This is a genomic window from Micromonospora sp. NPDC047812 (genome assembly GCF_040704175.1).
Lineage (GTDB): Bacteria > Actinomycetota > Actinomycetes > Mycobacteriales > Micromonosporaceae > Micromonospora.
The window spans coordinates 934,869-949,427 of the sequence record NZ_JBEYRY010000002.1; the positions used below are offsets into that span (position 1 = coordinate 934,869).

Genomic DNA, 14,559 nt, shown 5'->3' on the forward strand with positions numbered 1-14,559 from the left:
ACGACGGTGGGGTGTCTGGGTCGTGCGGATGGCTGCGGACGCCCCGCTCAGCGGGCGTCGACCAGCGGCAGGTGCTTCCCGGCGCCGCCGCCCGGCATGGCGATCGAGGAGAAGTGCGAGACGACCCGCTCGTCGGTGGGGTCGTCGGCCGGGGTGTGGTGCACGGCCAGTCGGTTGTAGAGGGTGTCGCGCTGGGCGGGGATCCGGTCCGCCGAGCGGATCATGCCGATCAGCTCGTGCAGGTTGGAGCGGTGCCGCGCGCCGGCGGAGGAGATGACGTTCTCCTCCAGCATGATCGACCCGAGGTCGTCCACGCCCATGTGCAGGGCGAGCTGCCCGACGTCCTTGCCGGTGGTCAGCCAGGACGCCTGGAGGTGCGGCACCGTCTCGAAGAAGAGCCGGGCGACCGCGACCAGTCGCAGGTACTCCAGGGTGGTGGCCTGGGTCCGGCCCTTGAGGTGGTTGTTCTCCGGCTGGTACGTCCACGGGATGAACGCCCGGAAGCCCTTCGTGCGGTCCTGCACGTCGCGGATCATCCGCAGGTGCTCGATCCGCTCGGCGGCGGTCTCGCCGGTGCCCATCATCATGGTGGCGGTCGACTCGACACCCTGCCGGTGCGCCAGCTCCATGACCTCCAGCCAGCGCTCGCCCGACTCCTTCAGCGGCGCGATCGCCTTCCGGGGGCGGGCGGGCAGCATCTCCGCGCCGGCGCCGGCGATCGAGTCCAGCCCGGCCGCCTTGATCCGGGCGATGGCCTCGTCGAGGCTGACGCCGGAGACCTTGGCCATGTGCAGGATCTCGCTTGGGCCGATCGAGTGGATCGCCAGCTGCGGGTAGGCCTTCTTGACCGAGGAGAACAGCTCCTCGTAGTACTCCACGCCGTAGTCCGGGTGGTGCCCGCCCTGGAGCATGACCTGGGTGGCGCCCAGCTCGACCGCCTCGCCGCAGCGGCGCAGGATCTCCTCGGTCGGGTGGGTCCAGCCCTCCCGGTGCTTCGGGGCCCGGTAGAACGCGCAGAACTTGCACGCCGTCACGCAGACGTTCGTGTAGTTGATGTTGCGGTCGATCAGGTACGTGACGACGTTGTCCGGGTAGCGCCGTCGGCGCACCGCGTCGGCGGCCTCGCCCAGGGCGTGCAACGGCGCCTCGGTGTAGAGCAGCAGGGCCTCCTCGGGCGTGATCCGCCCGCCGTCCGCGCCACGCTGCAGGATGTCGTCGATCTCCCGGCTCACACTCACCCCCCGAGCCTACGTCGCCGCCCGGGCGGGCGACCGGTGGCCGCCGTACCGCCCGCCCGGCGGCCCGTCGGGTGTGACGGCGTTCACCCCGCCAGCGGGGCGGCGCCGCCCGTCGTGGGACGGGCGACGCCGCACCCTGCGATCAGAAGACGCGCGGAATGCTGCTGGCCGTCCAGCCGCTGCCCACCGCGCTGGCGCTGGTGGCGTAGAGCTTGTAGTCGCCGGTCAGGTCCCCGGTCGACTGGAAACCGAGCATGACGCCGGCGGCGTCCTGGCCCATCAGATCGGTGCGGCCGTCGCCGGTGAGGTCCCCGACGAGGATGCGGGGCCGGTTCGTCGTGCCCCAGTTCGTGCCCACGTACGGATACGGCCCGGGGAACAGCAGCCCCTCGCCGGTCATCGCCCCCGACGACCGGAACGCCCGCAGCCGCCCGTCCGCGAGCTGGGCGACCAGGTCGGTGGTGCCGTCGCCGTCGATGTCGGCGGGCAGCGCCCGGGGGATCGACGAACTCCGCCAGCCGGTGCCGACGACCTTCGCCCCGGCGGTCGCCGGGAAGAGCATCAGGTCGGCGGAGAGATCTCCGCTGGACGGGTAGCCCTTCATGGTGCCGTCGGCGTACTGCGCGATCAGGTCGGTCATCCCGTCGCCGTTGAAGTCGCCGGTCAGGATCCGCGGCACGGCCGTGGTGGTGAACCCGGTGCCGACGTTCCTCGTCGCCCCGGCGAACATCCGGGCGTCGGCCGAGAGGTCGCCCGTGGACGTCCAGACCCGCAGCGTGCCGTCGAGCAGTTGACCGAGGAGGTCGGTGCGGCCGTCGCCGTTGAAGTCGCCCGGGATGAGGCGGGGGATCGAGCCGCTGGTGAAGGCGGTGCCGACGATCGCGGACGCTCCGGCGAAGAGCCGGTAGTCGGCGGAGAGGTCGCCGGTCGACTCCCAGGCGGTCAGGGTGCCGTCGCCACTCTGCGCGATGATGTCCGTCCGGCCGTCGCCGGTGAAGTCCCCGGTCAGCGCCCGTGGCCGGTTCGCCCCGCCCCAGTTCGTCCCCACGTAACGGTAGGGCGACGGGAAGAGCGGGGCGGTGCCCGAGAGGTCGCCGCTCGACCGGTACGCCCGCAGCCGGCCGTCGGCGAGCTGGGCGAGCGCGTCGGTGCGGCAGTCGCCGGTCCAGTCGCCCAGGATCACCACACCCGCCTGGTCGGCCGCACCGTGACTCGCCCCACCGGCGTTGCAGTTGGTCGGCGTGTTCTGACGGATCCAGCCGGCCAGGTCGTCGATGCGGGTCTCGGTGGCGTCGCGCCGGGTCTCCGTCTCGGCGAGGCAGCCGCCCTGCCAGGAGGCGTCGTGCACGGCGGCCAGCTCGGGACGCCCGTCCACCACGCGCACCGCCGGCCCTCCGGCGTCGCCCTTGCAGGTGGTCGTCCCGCCCTGCTCGTTGCTGATCGCCACGGAGGTAACCGAGACGGTGCCGACCGTGACCGACGCGCCGTGCAGCTTGTCGGGCACCCACTCGGTGGCGGTACGGCCGAAGCCGAGCGCCTGCAACGTCTCGCCCGGCACGGGTGCCCCGGTGGCGATCGCGACCGGGGACACGCCGGTCACCGGCACCGTGAGCCGGAGCAGCGCGAGGTTCCGGTCCGGATGCGGCACCACCCGGTTGGCGCGCTGCACGCGGCCGTCGTCGGTGGTGAGGTCCAGCCGGCCCACCGTGACGGTGGTGGGCTGCGCGGGGGCGCCCGCGACCGGGGGCTGCCCCGCGTCGGCCAGGCAGGAGCGGGCCGTCAACACCCACTGCGGCGCGACCAGCGCGCCGGAGCACGCACGCACCTCGCCGAAGACGACCTTCGCCGCGAAGGCGTACGCGCTGTCGGTGACCGGGCTGCCCCCGCTGACCGCCCGGGCCGGCACGGCCGCGACGGCGCCCGCCGTCAACGCGGCGGCGACACCGATGACGAGGGCTCTTCGCCGTCGTCGTACCTGCTGATCCATCGACACTCCATTCCTCGGGGCACGGCGGCCGGCCGCTCGCGCGTTCCGGCACGGCCAGCTCGACCCCGCCGGTCCGTCCGGAGCGCACCGGTCGACCGCGTCACCTGCCAGTGACGGACTGGAATATAGATGTTGGGCGGTCGCCGCACCGCCCCGCTCGACCGCCGCGATCAGACCCTCCCGGCAGCTCGATCGAGCCATTAACATGCGTGGATGATCGTGAAGGCGCCTCCACCCGCCCGTCCTCCCCTGCCTCGCCGGGCGCTGCTGGGCCTCGTACCGCTCGGGGCCGCCGCGCTCGCCGTCGCGACGGCGGGCCGACCGGCGCGCGCGGCCACCACGGCCCGGGCCCCGGAGTGCCTCGCCGACCTGACGGCGACCTGATGGCCACCATCCCCTGGCTCGCCGACGTGCTCCGCGCGGCCGGCGTCACGGTGGTCGAGCACGGCAACTGGCTCGGCCGGGTGGCCGGCAGCTCGTTCAACCCGATCGGCGTGCTCTGGCACCACACCGCCGCCACCTCCAGCGCCGGCAACCCGCACCCCGCCCTGAACATCTGCGTCAACGGCCGGTCCGACCTGCCCGGCCCGCTCTGCCAGGCGCTGGTCGACTACCACGGCGTCTTCCACGTCATCTCCGGCGGGCGGGCCAACCACGCCGGCGTGAGTCGCGGCAGCGGCCCCATCCCGGCCGGCGACGGCAACACCCTGATGATCGGTTGGGAGATCGACTACAACGGGGTCGACCAGGCGATGACCGGCGCCCAGTACAGCGCCTCGGTGCTCGCCACCGCCGCCGTGCTGCGACGGCTCGGCCGGGACGCCAGCCCACGCCCGGGGCCACCGGGAGACCAGCACCAGCGGCAAGATCGACCCGTCGTTCGTCGACCTGGACCCGATGCGCGCCGACGTGGCCCGCCAGCTCGCCGGCAACCCACCCCTCGACCTCACGGAGAACGACATGAAGCTCATCCAGTCACCCGGCCGCGGCATCGCCCTCGTCGGACCCGGCTACTTCCGCCAGCTCCGCAACGACGAGGAGGTGCACGCCGCCGTCGCGCTGGCCGGCAATCCGCTGGTCGGCAACGACCGTCAGTTCGACCTGTGGCGCAGCATCGCCTACGACGGCCAGGTCAAGGCCCCGAGCTGACCCGCACGCAAGGGGGTCGGCGGGTGCGACGCGGTGCCTGCGCCGACCCGCCGACCCGGCTGCGCCCGCCGAGCGGCGGGCGGACCGGTCAGGCGTCGTAGTCCACCGTGAGCCGGTCGGTCGTCGGGCTGGACTGGCAGGTGAGCACGTAGCCGGCGGCCACCTCGTCCGGCTCCAGCGCGTAGTTGCGGGCCATCGTGACCGCGCCGTCGACCACCTTGGCCTTGCAGGTCGAGCAGACCCCGCCCTTGCAGGCGTAGGGCAGCTCGCCGCGCACCTTCAGCGCCGCGTCCAGCACCCGCTCGTCGCGCCGCATCGTGAAGCGCGACGACCGGCCGTCCAGCAGGATGGTCACCTCGGCGCCGCCCCCCGGCTCGTCGGCCGGGCGTCGCGGCGGGGCCGGGGCCTCCGCGACGTGGAACAGCTCCGTGTGCACCGCCGACTCCGGCACGCCGCGCGCGGCGAGCACCTCCCGGGCGTCCACCACCATGTCGTACGGGCCACAGAGGAACCACTCGTCGACCGTGTCGCCGGGGACGACGGTGTCCAGCAGCCGGCCCAGCCGGTCGGCGTCGATCCGGCCGGAGAGCAGCGGCGACTCGCCCTGCTCCCGGGAGAGCACGTGCACCAGGTGCAGCCGGGTCGGCCACCGGTCCTTCAGGTCGGCCAACTCCTCGGCGAACATCACCGTGTTCGCCGTGCGGTTGCCGTACACCAGCGTGAACGTGCTGGCCGGCTCGACGGCGAGCGCCGTCGCGACCAGCGCGAGCACCGGGGTGATGCCCGAGCCGGCGACCACCGCGCCGTAGTGGCGGGCCCGCTCCGGCGCGAGGGCCGTGGTGAAGTGCCCGAGCGGCGGCAGCACCTCGATCGTGTCGCCGCCGCGCAGCGCGCCGCAGGCGAAGGCGGAGAACGCGCCGCCGGGGATCTCCCGCACGCCGATCCGCAGCCGGCCGTGCCGGGCCAGGTCGTCCGGCGTGGAGCAGATGGAGTACGACCGCCGCACGTCCGCACCGGCGGCGCCGGGGCGGCGGACGGTGAGGTGCTGGCCGGCGGAGAACGCGAACGTCTCCCGCAGCTCCTCCGGCACGGCGAAGGTGACCGCCACGGCGTCGTCGGTGAGCCGGTCGACGGCGGCGACGGACAGCGGGTGGAAGACCGGCCGGCGACGGACCGGGCGGGTGATGGTGACAGTCACAGCGCCTTCAGGTGGTCGAAGGGTTCACGGCAGGAACGGCAGCGCCAGAGCGCCTTGCACGCGGTCGAGCCGAAGCGGCTGACCTGCTCGGTCTCGGGCGAACCGCAGCGCGGGCAGCGGACGGCGAGGGTCAGCGGCACCACGTTGTCGGCGCGCACGGGCGCCGGCGGGGCGATGCCGGCGGCGGCGAGCTTGGCCCGGCCGGCGGCGGAGATCCAGTCGGTGCTCCACGCCGGGCTGTAGACGGTCCGCACGTCGGCGTCGGGACGACCGGCGGCGGCCAGCGCCCGCCGGATGTCGGCGCGGATCACGTCCATCGCCGGGCAGCCGGTGTAGGTGGGGGTGATGGTCACGACCACCCGGCCGGTGGCCGGGTCCTCGTCGACCGCCCGCAGGATGCCGAGGTCGTCGATGGTGACCACCCGGATCTCCGGGTCCACCACCGCCGCCACGGCCTCCCGCGGAGTCACCGCTGCGGCCTTCCGTTCACGACCGCGGGGCTCCGCTGCGCCGCGCTCCTCGCGCTCACCAGTTGGCTCCGGGGTGGGCGCGGTGCAGCACCTGCATCTCGGCGAGCAGGTAGGACAGGTGCTCCGTGTGCACGCCGTCCCGTCCGCCGGCCGGCGCCCAGCCGGACTCCGGCCGGGACAGCGTGGCCTCGTCGAGGACGGCGGCGACGGTGGCGTCGAAGTCGGCCCGCAGGGTGGCCGGGTCGACCGGCGCCGCCGGGTCGGGGGCGAACAGCTCGTGCACGTACGGCCAGACCTCGTCGACCGCCGCCTGCATGCGCCGGTGCGACTCCTCGGTGCCGTCGCCGAGCCGCCGCACCCACAGCGAGGCGTGGTCGAGGTGGTAGGCCGACTCCTTGCGGGCCTTGGCCCCGATCGCCGCCAGCCGCTCGTCGGCGCACCCGGCCAGCGCGGTGTAGAGCGGGAGCTGGTAGGCCGCGAGGAAGAGCAGCTTCGCCATGGTGACCGCGAAGTCGCCGTTGGGCAGCTCCACCAGCAGGCAGTTGCGGAACTCGCGGTCGTCGCGGAGGAACGCCAGCGCGTCCTCGTCCCGGCCGGCGCCCTCCAGCTCGCCCGCGTACGACAGCAGGAGCCGGGCCGCGCCGAGCTGGTCGAGGGCGATGTTGGCCAGCGCGATGTCCTCCTCCATCTCCGGCGCGCGGGTGGTCCACTCGGCCAGCCGCTGCGCCGCGACGAGCGCGTCGTCGCCGAGGGCGAGGGCGAAGTCGAAGGGGCCGTTCACAGGTGGGCCACCCCGTCCGGCACGTCGTAGAAGGTGGGATGGCGGTAGACCTTGTCGGCCGCCGGGTCGAAGAAGGCGTCCTTCTCGTCGGGGCTGGACGCGGTGATCGCGCCCGCCGGCACCACCCAGATGGAGACGCCCTCCTGGCGGCGGGTGTAGAGGTCCCGCGCGTTGCGCAGCGCCAGCTCGGCGTCGGGGGCGTGCAGGCTGCCGACGTGGGTGTGCGACAGCCCGCGCCGCGCCCGCACGAAGACCTCCCACAAGGGCGAAGGACCGCTCACGCCCCGCTGGTCCGTTCGCTCGCTACGCTCGCTCACGCCGCTACCTTCTCCTTCTTCTGCACCCGCTTGGCGGCGTACGCCGCCGCGGCCTCACGCACCCAGGCGCCGTCGTCGTGGGCGCGGCGGCGGTGCTCCATCCGCTGCCGGTTGCACGGGCCGTTGCCCTTGATCACCCGCATCAGCTCGTCGTAGTCGGGCTGGGTGAAGTCGTACGACTGCCGGGACTCGTTCCAGCGCAGGCCCGGGTCCGGGATGGTCAGGCCGAGGATCTCGGCCTGCTGCACGCACATGTCCACGAAACGCTGGCGCAGCTCGTCGTTGGAGAAGCGCTTGATCTTCCAGGCCATGGACTGCGCCGAGTGGGTGGAGTCGGTGTCCGGCGGGCCGAACATCGCCAGCGACGGGTACCACCAGCGGTCGAGGGCGTCCTGCGCCATCGCCTTCTGCTCGGGCGTGCCGTGCGCGAGGGTGTGCAGGATCTCGTAGCCCTGCCGCTGGTGGAACGACTCCTCCTTGCAGACCCGGATCATCGCCCGCGCGTACGGCCCGTAGGAGCAGCGGCAGAGCGGGACCTGGTTGACGATGGCGGCCCCGTCCACCAGCCAGCCGATCGCGCCCACGTCGGCCCAGGTCAGGGTGGGGTAGTTGAAGATCGAGCTGTACTTCTGCCGGCCGTTCAGCAGCAGCTCGACCAGCTCGTCGCGGCTGATCCCGAGGGTCTCGGCGGCGGCGTAGAGGTAGAGGCCGTGGCCGGCCTCGTCCTGGACCTTGGCCAGCAGGATCGCCTTGCGCTTGAGCGAGGGGGCGCGGCTGATCCAGTTGCCCTCCGGCTGCATGCCGATGATCTCGGAGTGGGCGTGCTGCGCGATCTGCCGGATCAGCGTCTTGCGGTACGCCTCGGGCATCCAGTCGCGCGGCTCGATCTTCTGGTCGGCGTCGATGACCTCGGCGAAGTACGCCTCGAGGTCATCGTCCGGGCCGGGGGCGCCGCCCCGGCGGCCACGTGCGGCGGCCTCCCGCAGGGCCGCCTCCGCCGCCTCGACCTCGCCGAGCAGGCCGCCGCCGGGTGCGTCCTCGGCGGAGAAGTCGTTGCCATACATGGGGTCAAGTGTTACAGCTCGCCTCTCGAGACACCAGAGGGTGTAACAGGTTTCCGGAGACACTTTCGGGCGCGACGACGACCACCGGCAGCCGACCAAACTATGACTTGGCTCACTATGGGAAGGTGAATCCTCTCAACAGCCGCAAAGCGGCTCGATATCCCGCCTACATGGCAAGTTGCCAGGTGTCGGGTTCTGGCGCCCCGCCGATCCGCACGTAGACTTCCCCCGTCACACCGATCGGCTGCCGACGATCGCCCGAGAAACACGGAGGGCGCATCCCCCGCCTCGGCGAGCCGCCGATCCGTCCGACAACCAGCCGGTCCCCCCGGCCCTGACATCTGGAGCTCATCCACTCATGCGATCCCGCGTGACCCTGGTGCTCGCCGTCTTGGCGGTCCTCCTCGGTGGCGGCCTGCTCGTTCCGGCCGCGTACGCCCGACTCGCCGGCGACGACGCCGCGAGCGGCGGAAGCGGCGGCGGGAGCGTCGCGGCCCCCGCGCCCACCCCGCCCCCGCCGCCGACCCTGGCCGCCGGCCCGGTCACGGTGAACTTCAAGGGCGAGTTCTTCTCGTGGGCGCTGATGGACCGGGAGACCGGCGAGATCTCCGGGTCGAAGAACCTGGCCTCGACCAGCTCCACCGAGTCGATGATCAAGGCCTGGTTCGCGGCGGACTACCTCAACCAACTCGGCGACAAGCCGCTGCCGGCCGAGCGGAAGAAGCAGATCACCACCGCCATCCGGGACAGCAACGACGACGCCGCCAACGCCCTCTACGGCGCGGTGGGCCGGGCCGCCACGATCAGGCGGATGGTCAGCACCTGCGAGCTCACCGACACCAAGCCGGGCAACGTGGCCGGTTACGTGGGCTGGTGGAGCTTCACGCGGATGTCCCCGCGTGACGCCGTCCGGCTCGGCGACTGCATCGCCGACGGCACGGCCGCCGGCCCCAAGTGGACGAAGCTCCTGCTGGACGAGATGAGCAAGGTCAGGGGCAGCACGGCCGCCAAGGACCAGAAGGCCCGCTCCGGCGGCGGCCGGTGGGGCATCATCGACGGCCTCCCCCAGTCGATCGTCAGCCAGGGCCCCGTCGGCATGAAGAACGGCTGGACCTCACTCAACTACGACGGCAACTGGCACGTCAACTGCCTCGCCGTCACCGACAGGTGGAGCCTCGCGGTGATGCTGCGATACCCCCGGGAGAGCGGCCTCGCCTACGGCGCGCAGGTCTGCGCCTCGGTCGCCAGCCAGCTCGTGACCCCGCAGCCGGGCGCCGCCCTCAAGGTGCCCCAGCAGCCCGCCGGGAAGCTCTGATGGCGCGCCAGCGCCGGGCCGACGAGCCCGCCGACGCCTCCCCCGGCAAGCTCATCGCCATCGCGGTGGTCCTCATCGCCCTGGTGCTCGTCTCGCTGCGGCTGCTGCCGGGCTCGCCGTTCGAGTCCCGCGCCGCTGCGGAGTGGGGCGCCCCCGCCGGCCCCGCCGAGCGCGCCACGGGGGCCCCGAGCGACCGCAGCTCGCGGCCGTCGCCGACGCCGAGCCCCACGCCGGAGCCACTGCCGTTCCAGGCGAAGGACCTCGACCTGGACATCGAGGGCTGGTACTCCTGGAGCGTCCTCGACCGCCGCAGCGGCGAGATCGTCGGCTCGGACAACATGGACGAGACCAGCACCACCGCGTCGCTGATCAAGGCCTGGATCGTCGCCGACTACCTGCGCCGGGCGGACGACGCCGGCCAGACCCCGAGCGACGCCAAGCTCGCCGACGCCACGAAGATCATCCGGGACAGCGACAACACCCGGGCCGAGCAGTTCTACAACACCGTCGGCCGGTCCGCCTCGATCAAGCGGCTGATCTCCCTGTGCGACCTGACCGACAGCAAGGTGGCCGCCGACGGCGGCTGGAGCCGTACCGCCCTCTCGCCCCGGGACACCGCCCGGATGGGCGCCTGCATCGCCGACGGCCGCGCCGCCGGACCCGAGTGGACCAAGTGGCTGATCGACGAGATGCGGCTGGTCCGGGGCGCCGGTGACTTCGGCATCCGCAAGGCGTTCCCGGCCGCGGAGCGCAAGACCATCGCCATCAAGAACGGCTGGATCGACCGTACGCGCGAGCAGGAGATGCACATCAACTGCCTCGCCATCGGCGACACCTGGACGATGGGCGTGATGGTCCGCTACCCCATCGGCAAGGGCTACGAGTACGGCATGAAGAACTGCCAGAAGATCACCGAAGCCCTCCTCCGCCCCACCACCTAGACCCGCCGCCTCCGGGTCGGCCAGGGGTTCAGCCCATGAAGAAGGCCGGGCCGGAGTCGGGCAGGGGCGGGGCGGCGTCGACGGCGGCGGCGCGACGCGCGAACTCGCGCAGGCCGGCCACCTGGCGCTCGCCGAGGGAGAAGTCCAGCGCCCGGAAGTACGTCGCCAGGGTCGCCGCGTCGAACGGCTCCCAGCGGGCGGCCGCCTCGGCCACCTGGTCCAGTTCGGCCAGGCAGAGGTCCCGGGAGCGCAGGAACGCCTCGTGCACCTCCTTGACCAGGCCCGGGTGGGCGGCGGCGAAGTCGCGGCGTACCGCCCAGACGGCGAAGACCATCGGCAGGCCCGTCCACTCCCGCCACGCCTGCCCGAGGTCGGTGACCTCCAGCCCACGCTTCGGCGCCTCGTAGAGGGCGCGCAGCGCCACGTCGCCGATCAGCACCCCGGCGTCGGCCTCCAGCAGCATCTGGGTCAGGTCGGGCGGGCAGCGGAAGTACTCGGGGTTCACCCCGTACCGCTCGCCGAGCAGCAACTGGGCCAGCAGCACGCCGGTCCGCGAGGTCGAGCCCAGCGCCACCTTGCCGTGGCCGAGCTCGGCCAGCGGGCGGGTGGAGACGACGTTGACGGAGAGCACCGGGCCGTCGCTGCCGACCGCCAGGTCGGGCAGGAGCAGCAGCTCGTCGGCGTGGCGCAGGTACTCCACCTGGGAGATCGGGCCGATGTCCAGGTCACCGGCGACCAGGGCGGCGCTGAGCCGGTCCGGGGAGTCCTTGTGCAGGTCGACGTCGATCAGGGCACCGGAGCGCATCAGCCCCCAGTAGATCGGCAGGCAGTTCAGGAACTGGATGTGCCCGACCCGGGGGCGTGCGACGTGCTCAGCCATGCCCCGACCGTATCCCCGCCACCGTCCCGTGGCTCAGTGGGCCGGGTCGGGAGTGGCCAACCCCGCATCCGCCGCCAGTACGCACGACGGCGCCACCGCGTCGACGTCGAGTCGCCCCGCCGGCTTCCCCCAACCCGTACGGCGCGGCCACCTGCCAGGTCACGCCGCCTGCGCGTTCTCTGTGCGTGCCGCACGAACTGCTGCTAGCCTGGGCTCGCAGGATGCCCTCCGAGGCTCCCGCGCCCGCCTTGAGGCCCGCTCACGCGGGCCTCTCGTGCATCCAGGGGTCAGGACTGCGTGGCCATCGGGTCCCAGCACCAGCAGTGGTAGCAGCGGGGCGCGACCAACCCCCACAACTGCTCGTTCACGGCCGCCGCCCGCGGATCGGTACCGGGCAGGTCGAGCCGCTGAAACAGGAACGTCACCAGGTCCACAGCCTGCACCAGCCTGCTGGCGTGCGACGGGGCGAAGTGCAGCGTGTCGACGATCCGGGTGAGCTTCCGTGACCGGTACCCCCCGGTGCCCGACACCCGGTACCGGCTCAGGTCTGCCCGGTGAGTGGCCTGGTCGTGCACCTCGTCCGCGATGACCAGCGCGTACTCCCCCCGGGAGGCCGCGTACCCGTCGACCCGCTCGAGCACGTGCGACAGCACCACCTCGTGCGCGGGCCGAGCGGAGTCGGCGTACCGCTTCGCCAGTTGGGCACGCCTCACCCCGCGCAGGATGATCGCCACGTCGTGGGCGCCGACAGCCGCCATCGCTGCCCGATAGACCGCGATCCGCGCTCGGGGCGGGATGCCCTTCCATCCCCTGCGACCGTGGAAGATGTCGTAGCCGTGCAATTCGGCGTCGACCGGCAGGCCGTAGGACTTCGCCGCGCCGGTCACGACCTGGTCGAGGGCTTCGCTCAGCGGCATCGCGGTCGCGTCGGGCACCAGCAGCGCACCGATCCAGTAGGTGCGGGCGGTGAACGACTCGTCCACGTAGGTGAGCAGCACCGGGTGAGAATACGACGGGCCGTGACGTTCAGTGAGCGTCGAATGAGCCGATCGTGTTGTCGGCGTGTCGCCGAATGGCGTCGGAGACTACGGGTGGGTCGGGAGGCCCGGCGGGACCCACCGCTCCCTGTCGTTCTGCCTGGCCGGGCGGCTCAGCAGCGGCGCCGGGGGCGCCGGCCGCTCTGACCCGTCGGACGGACCGGGCGACGGCGGGCACGAAGGCCACGACGACCAGCAGGCCGACCGCGCCGGCCCCCGCGATCAGCGGTCGTGGCGCCAGCAGCGCCAGCAGGGCGCCACCGATGAGGTAGCCGCCCATCGAGCCGCCCTGCACCGCTGCGCCGTAGAGGGCGTACGCCCGGCCGCGCGACGCCTCCGGCACCCGCCGGGCGGTGAGCAGGTTGGCGAAGACGTTCTCCCCGCCGTTCGCCGCGCCCGCGACCAGCCAGAGCGGGACCAGCAGCGCGGCCGTGGGCACGGCGGCGGCGACGACCACCGTCAGGCAGATTCCGCCGAGCGTCACCAGCACCCCGTACACCAGGGCGCCGTCGTCGGTGAGCCGGTGGGCCAGCCGGGCGCAGAGCCAGCTGCCGGGCAGCATCCCCGCCATCCAGGCGGCGCCGACCAGTCCGTACACCGTGGGCGAGCCGTCCAGGGTCTCCCGGATGAAGAAGACCTCGACCACGTTGATGCCGCCGACGGCCGTGATGACCGCGGCCGTGCTGAGGACGACGGCCAGCAGCAGGGGGTCGCTGCGCAGCCGCCACGCCGGGGCCCGTTCCGTCCCGGACGCGGGTGCGGCCGTGACCCGCCGGCCGCCCCTGCGGGTGCGCAGCAGCAGACCCGCGGCCACCAGCGCGAGATAGCTCACGGCGTCGATGAGCAGGGGTACGCGCGCGCCGAACTGCCCGACCAGCAGCCCGGCGAGCACCGGGCCGCCGAGCGCGCCCAGGCTGCTGGCCGTCTGACTGATCGCGCTCGCCCGGGGCAGGTCGCCGGGGCGCACCATCGCCGGCAGCAGCGCCGCCAGGCAGGGCTGGGTGACGGCCAGCCCGCAGGCGAGCAGCGCCACGAGCCCGATGATCAGGGTCGGATGGTCGGCGAAGGCGAGCAGGGCGCAGACGGCGGCCTGCCCCAGGCCGGCGGTGACCAGCAACGTCCGGCTGTCCACCCGATCGGCGAGCCGCCCGGTGAGCGGCGCGAGCACCACCAGCGGCAGAGTGGCCGCCAACAGCAGTCCGGACACGGCGAGGCCGCTGGCGCCGGCGGACTGGAGGGCGAGCGCCAGGGCGGTGGCGGCGAGGAAGTCACCGCACATCGAGGTGCCGCGTGCGGTGGCCGCGAGCCAGACGTCGGACCAGCGCGACCCGTCAGTTGTGAAGGACATACTTCGAAAATAATCCTTCACAACTGATCGGGGCAAGCCCCTACGCCAGCGGCACCGCCCGGTACTGCACCGCCACCGTGCGCGCCCCGGCCGGCGGATCCGCCTGCCGGTTCCGTTGCCGGTACGGCTCGAACAGCGCGCTCACCGCCTCGTTCAGCCCGGCCAACTCGTCGGCGGTGAGCAGCAGCAGCGTGTCGCTGAACAGCGCGACGTCGTACCACTCGGCGGACTCGCCGCCGGCACGGCGCAGCCAGTCCCGGGTCCGCTCCATGTCCCGGGCCGCGTGCGCCTCCACCAGCGCCTGCTCGGCCGCGCGCGCCTCCGGGCCGGCGGACCGCCCCGCGTCGACCATCAGGCTCCGGCCGACCGTGCGCCACAGCCGCTCGCGCGCGTCCCCCCGGCTCGGCGCCTGCTCCACCAGGCCCGACTTCGCCAGCGCCCGGAGGTGGTAGCTCGTCGCGCTCGGCGACAGCCCGGCGACCTCCGCGCACTCGGTGGCGGTCGCGCCGCCCTCCACCACGCCCAGGTGTTCCATGATCGCGATTCGGGCCGGATGGGCCAGCGCCCGCATCACCTGCGGGTCGCTGATCGTGATCCGGCGCTGTTCGGGACGCGCCTCCGTCATGCGTCCATGATTCCTGGTCGCCCGCCCGCCGTGGGTCGCCGGTCGACCGGCACCGGAGGCGGCGGCGCCACGGTCGAAATCCGGTGGAGCGTGGCGCGCCCGGCGCGTAGGCTGTCAGGTCGCTTGACGGCCAGGGTGAGGTGACCACCGCATCGGGCGTCCCGCGCCGGGGGCCGGCCCATCCGCCCGCCGGACACGCGAGCGACCGG

The 14,559-nt window shown here is 73.2% G+C and carries 15 protein-coding genes and 1 pseudogene; 5 read left to right on the forward strand and 11 right to left on the reverse strand.

Going from position 1 to position 14,559, the window contains the following annotated elements; genetic code table 11:
• Window positions 1–47: 47 nt before the first annotated feature.
• Together mqnC and AB0883_RS12100 are read right to left on the reverse strand one after the other, a co-directional pair.
• A complete protein-coding gene (gene mqnC / locus AB0883_RS12095; protein ID WP_366641212.1) occupies window positions 48–1,238 on the reverse strand; it encodes a cyclic dehypoxanthinyl futalosine synthase in 1,191 nt (396 codons plus the stop codon).
• A 142-nt stretch (window positions 1,239–1,380) separates the two neighbouring features.
• Window positions 1,381–3,225 carry an FG-GAP-like repeat-containing protein gene (locus tag AB0883_RS12100; protein ID WP_366641213.1) on the reverse strand — a complete coding sequence of 615 codons (1,845 nt, stop codon included), beginning with the start codon at window positions 3,223–3,225 and terminating at the stop codon, window positions 1,381–1,383.
• 213 nt (window positions 3,226–3,438) lie between these two features.
• Between AB0883_RS12100 and AB0883_RS12105 the strand changes: the two genes are divergently transcribed.
• The 3 genes and pseudogenes from AB0883_RS12105 to AB0883_RS12115 all read left to right on the forward strand — a co-directional run bounded on the left by AB0883_RS12105 (window position 3,439) and on the right by AB0883_RS12115 (window position 4,374).
• On the forward strand, window positions 3,439–3,609 hold the full coding sequence (locus AB0883_RS12105) for a hypothetical protein (RefSeq protein ID WP_366641214.1): 171 nt from the start codon (window positions 3,439–3,441) through the stop codon (window positions 3,607–3,609).
• Window positions 3,609–3,986, forward strand: a pseudogene (locus tag AB0883_RS12110) (N-acetylmuramoyl-L-alanine amidase); the annotation flags it as partial. The gene AB0883_RS12105 and the pseudogene AB0883_RS12110, both read left to right, overlap by 1 nt.
• Before the next feature lie 136 nt (window positions 3,987–4,122).
• A complete protein-coding gene (locus tag AB0883_RS12115; protein WP_366641758.1) occupies window positions 4,123–4,374 on the forward strand; it encodes a hypothetical protein in 252 nt (83 codons plus the stop codon).
• Window positions 4,375–4,462: 88 nt separating this feature from the next.
• Here AB0883_RS12115 and paaE read toward each other — a convergent pair whose 3' ends face one another.
• The 5 genes from paaE to paaA are packed head-to-tail and all read right to left on the reverse strand — an operon-like array spanning window position 4,463 to window position 8,204.
• On the reverse strand, window positions 4,463–5,572 hold the full coding sequence (paaE, locus tag AB0883_RS12120; protein WP_366641215.1) for a 1,2-phenylacetyl-CoA epoxidase subunit PaaE: 1,110 nt from the start codon (window positions 5,570–5,572) through the stop codon (window positions 4,463–4,465).
• On the reverse strand, window positions 5,569–6,042 hold the full coding sequence (gene paaD, locus AB0883_RS12125; protein WP_366641216.1) for a 1,2-phenylacetyl-CoA epoxidase subunit PaaD: 474 nt from the start codon (window positions 6,040–6,042) through the stop codon (window positions 5,569–5,571). Before paaD ends, paaE begins: the two co-directional genes overlap by 4 nt.
• Before the next feature lie 55 nt (window positions 6,043–6,097).
• Window positions 6,098–6,823 (reverse strand): 1,2-phenylacetyl-CoA epoxidase subunit PaaC, encoded by a 726-nt coding sequence (gene paaC / locus AB0883_RS12130; protein ID WP_366641217.1) that lies wholly within the window; start codon window positions 6,821–6,823, stop codon window positions 6,098–6,100.
• The gene (gene paaB / locus AB0883_RS12135) at window positions 6,820–7,140 is read right to left on the reverse strand and encodes a 1,2-phenylacetyl-CoA epoxidase subunit PaaB (protein WP_121397098.1); all 321 of its coding nucleotides are present in this window, start codon (window positions 7,138–7,140) and stop codon (window positions 6,820–6,822) included. Before paaB ends, paaC begins: the two co-directional genes overlap by 4 nt.
• Window positions 7,137–8,204: a 1,2-phenylacetyl-CoA epoxidase subunit PaaA gene (gene paaA / locus AB0883_RS12140; RefSeq protein WP_366641218.1), complete on the reverse strand. Its 1,068-nt coding sequence runs from the start codon at window positions 8,202–8,204 to the stop codon at window positions 7,137–7,139. Before paaA ends, paaB begins: the two co-directional genes overlap by 4 nt.
• 358 nt (window positions 8,205–8,562) lie before the next feature.
• Here paaA and AB0883_RS12145 point away from each other — a divergent pair, with 358 nt between their 5' ends.
• On the forward strand, window positions 8,563–9,519 hold the full coding sequence (locus AB0883_RS12145; protein WP_366641219.1) for a hypothetical protein: 957 nt from the start codon (window positions 8,563–8,565) through the stop codon (window positions 9,517–9,519).
• Window positions 9,519–10,460, forward strand: a complete 942-nt coding sequence (locus tag AB0883_RS12150; RefSeq protein ID WP_366641220.1) for a hypothetical protein — start codon at window positions 9,519–9,521, stop codon at window positions 10,458–10,460. Before AB0883_RS12145 ends, AB0883_RS12150 begins: the two co-directional genes overlap by 1 nt.
• A 28-nt stretch (window positions 10,461–10,488) precedes the next feature.
• Here AB0883_RS12150 and AB0883_RS12155 read toward each other — a convergent pair whose 3' ends face one another.
• The 4 genes from AB0883_RS12155 to AB0883_RS12170 all read right to left on the reverse strand — a co-directional run bounded on the left by AB0883_RS12155 (window position 10,489) and on the right by AB0883_RS12170 (window position 14,350).
• A complete protein-coding gene (locus AB0883_RS12155; protein WP_366641221.1) occupies window positions 10,489–11,340 on the reverse strand; it encodes a menaquinone biosynthesis protein in 852 nt (283 codons plus the stop codon).
• A 287-nt stretch (window positions 11,341–11,627) separates the two neighbouring features.
• Complete coding sequence (locus tag AB0883_RS12160; RefSeq protein ID WP_366641222.1) at window positions 11,628–12,338, reverse strand: DUF3800 domain-containing protein; 711 nt, start codon at window positions 12,336–12,338, stop codon at window positions 11,628–11,630.
• A gap of 28 nt (window positions 12,339–12,366) precedes the next feature.
• Window positions 12,367–13,725 carry an MFS transporter gene (locus AB0883_RS12165; protein WP_366641223.1) on the reverse strand — a complete coding sequence of 453 codons (1,359 nt, stop codon included), beginning with the start codon at window positions 13,723–13,725 and terminating at the stop codon, window positions 12,367–12,369.
• Between the two features lie 40 nt (window positions 13,726–13,765).
• Window positions 13,766–14,350 carry a helix-turn-helix domain-containing protein gene (locus AB0883_RS12170; RefSeq protein WP_366641224.1) on the reverse strand — a complete coding sequence of 195 codons (585 nt, stop codon included), beginning with the start codon at window positions 14,348–14,350 and terminating at the stop codon, window positions 13,766–13,768.
• Window positions 14,351–14,559 lie beyond the last annotated feature (209 nt).

Coding starts and splice junctions, on each gene's coding strand:
- AB0883_RS12100 (WP_366641213.1), bottom strand. CDS start 3,225: ATGGATCAGCAGGTACGACGACGGCGAAGAGCCCTCGTCATCGGTGTC.
- AB0883_RS12105 (WP_366641214.1), top strand. CDS start 3,439: ATGATCGTGAAGGCGCCTCCACCCGCCCGTCCTCCCCTGCCTCGCCGG.
- AB0883_RS12115 (WP_366641758.1), top strand. CDS start 4,123: ATGCGCGCCGACGTGGCCCGCCAGCTCGCCGGCAACCCACCCCTCGAC.
- paaA (WP_366641218.1), bottom strand. CDS start 8,204: ATGTATGGCAACGACTTCTCCGCCGAGGACGCACCCGGCGGCGGCCTG.
- AB0883_RS12145 (WP_366641219.1), top strand. CDS start 8,563: ATGCGATCCCGCGTGACCCTGGTGCTCGCCGTCTTGGCGGTCCTCCTC.
- AB0883_RS12150 (WP_366641220.1), top strand. CDS start 9,519: ATGGCGCGCCAGCGCCGGGCCGACGAGCCCGCCGACGCCTCCCCCGGC.
- AB0883_RS12155 (WP_366641221.1), bottom strand. CDS start 11,340: ATGGCTGAGCACGTCGCACGCCCCCGGGTCGGGCACATCCAGTTCCTG.
- AB0883_RS12165 (WP_366641223.1), bottom strand. CDS start 13,725: ATGTCCTTCACAACTGACGGGTCGCGCTGGTCCGACGTCTGGCTCGCG.
- AB0883_RS12170 (WP_366641224.1), bottom strand. CDS start 14,350: ATGACGGAGGCGCGTCCCGAACAGCGCCGGATCACGATCAGCGACCCG.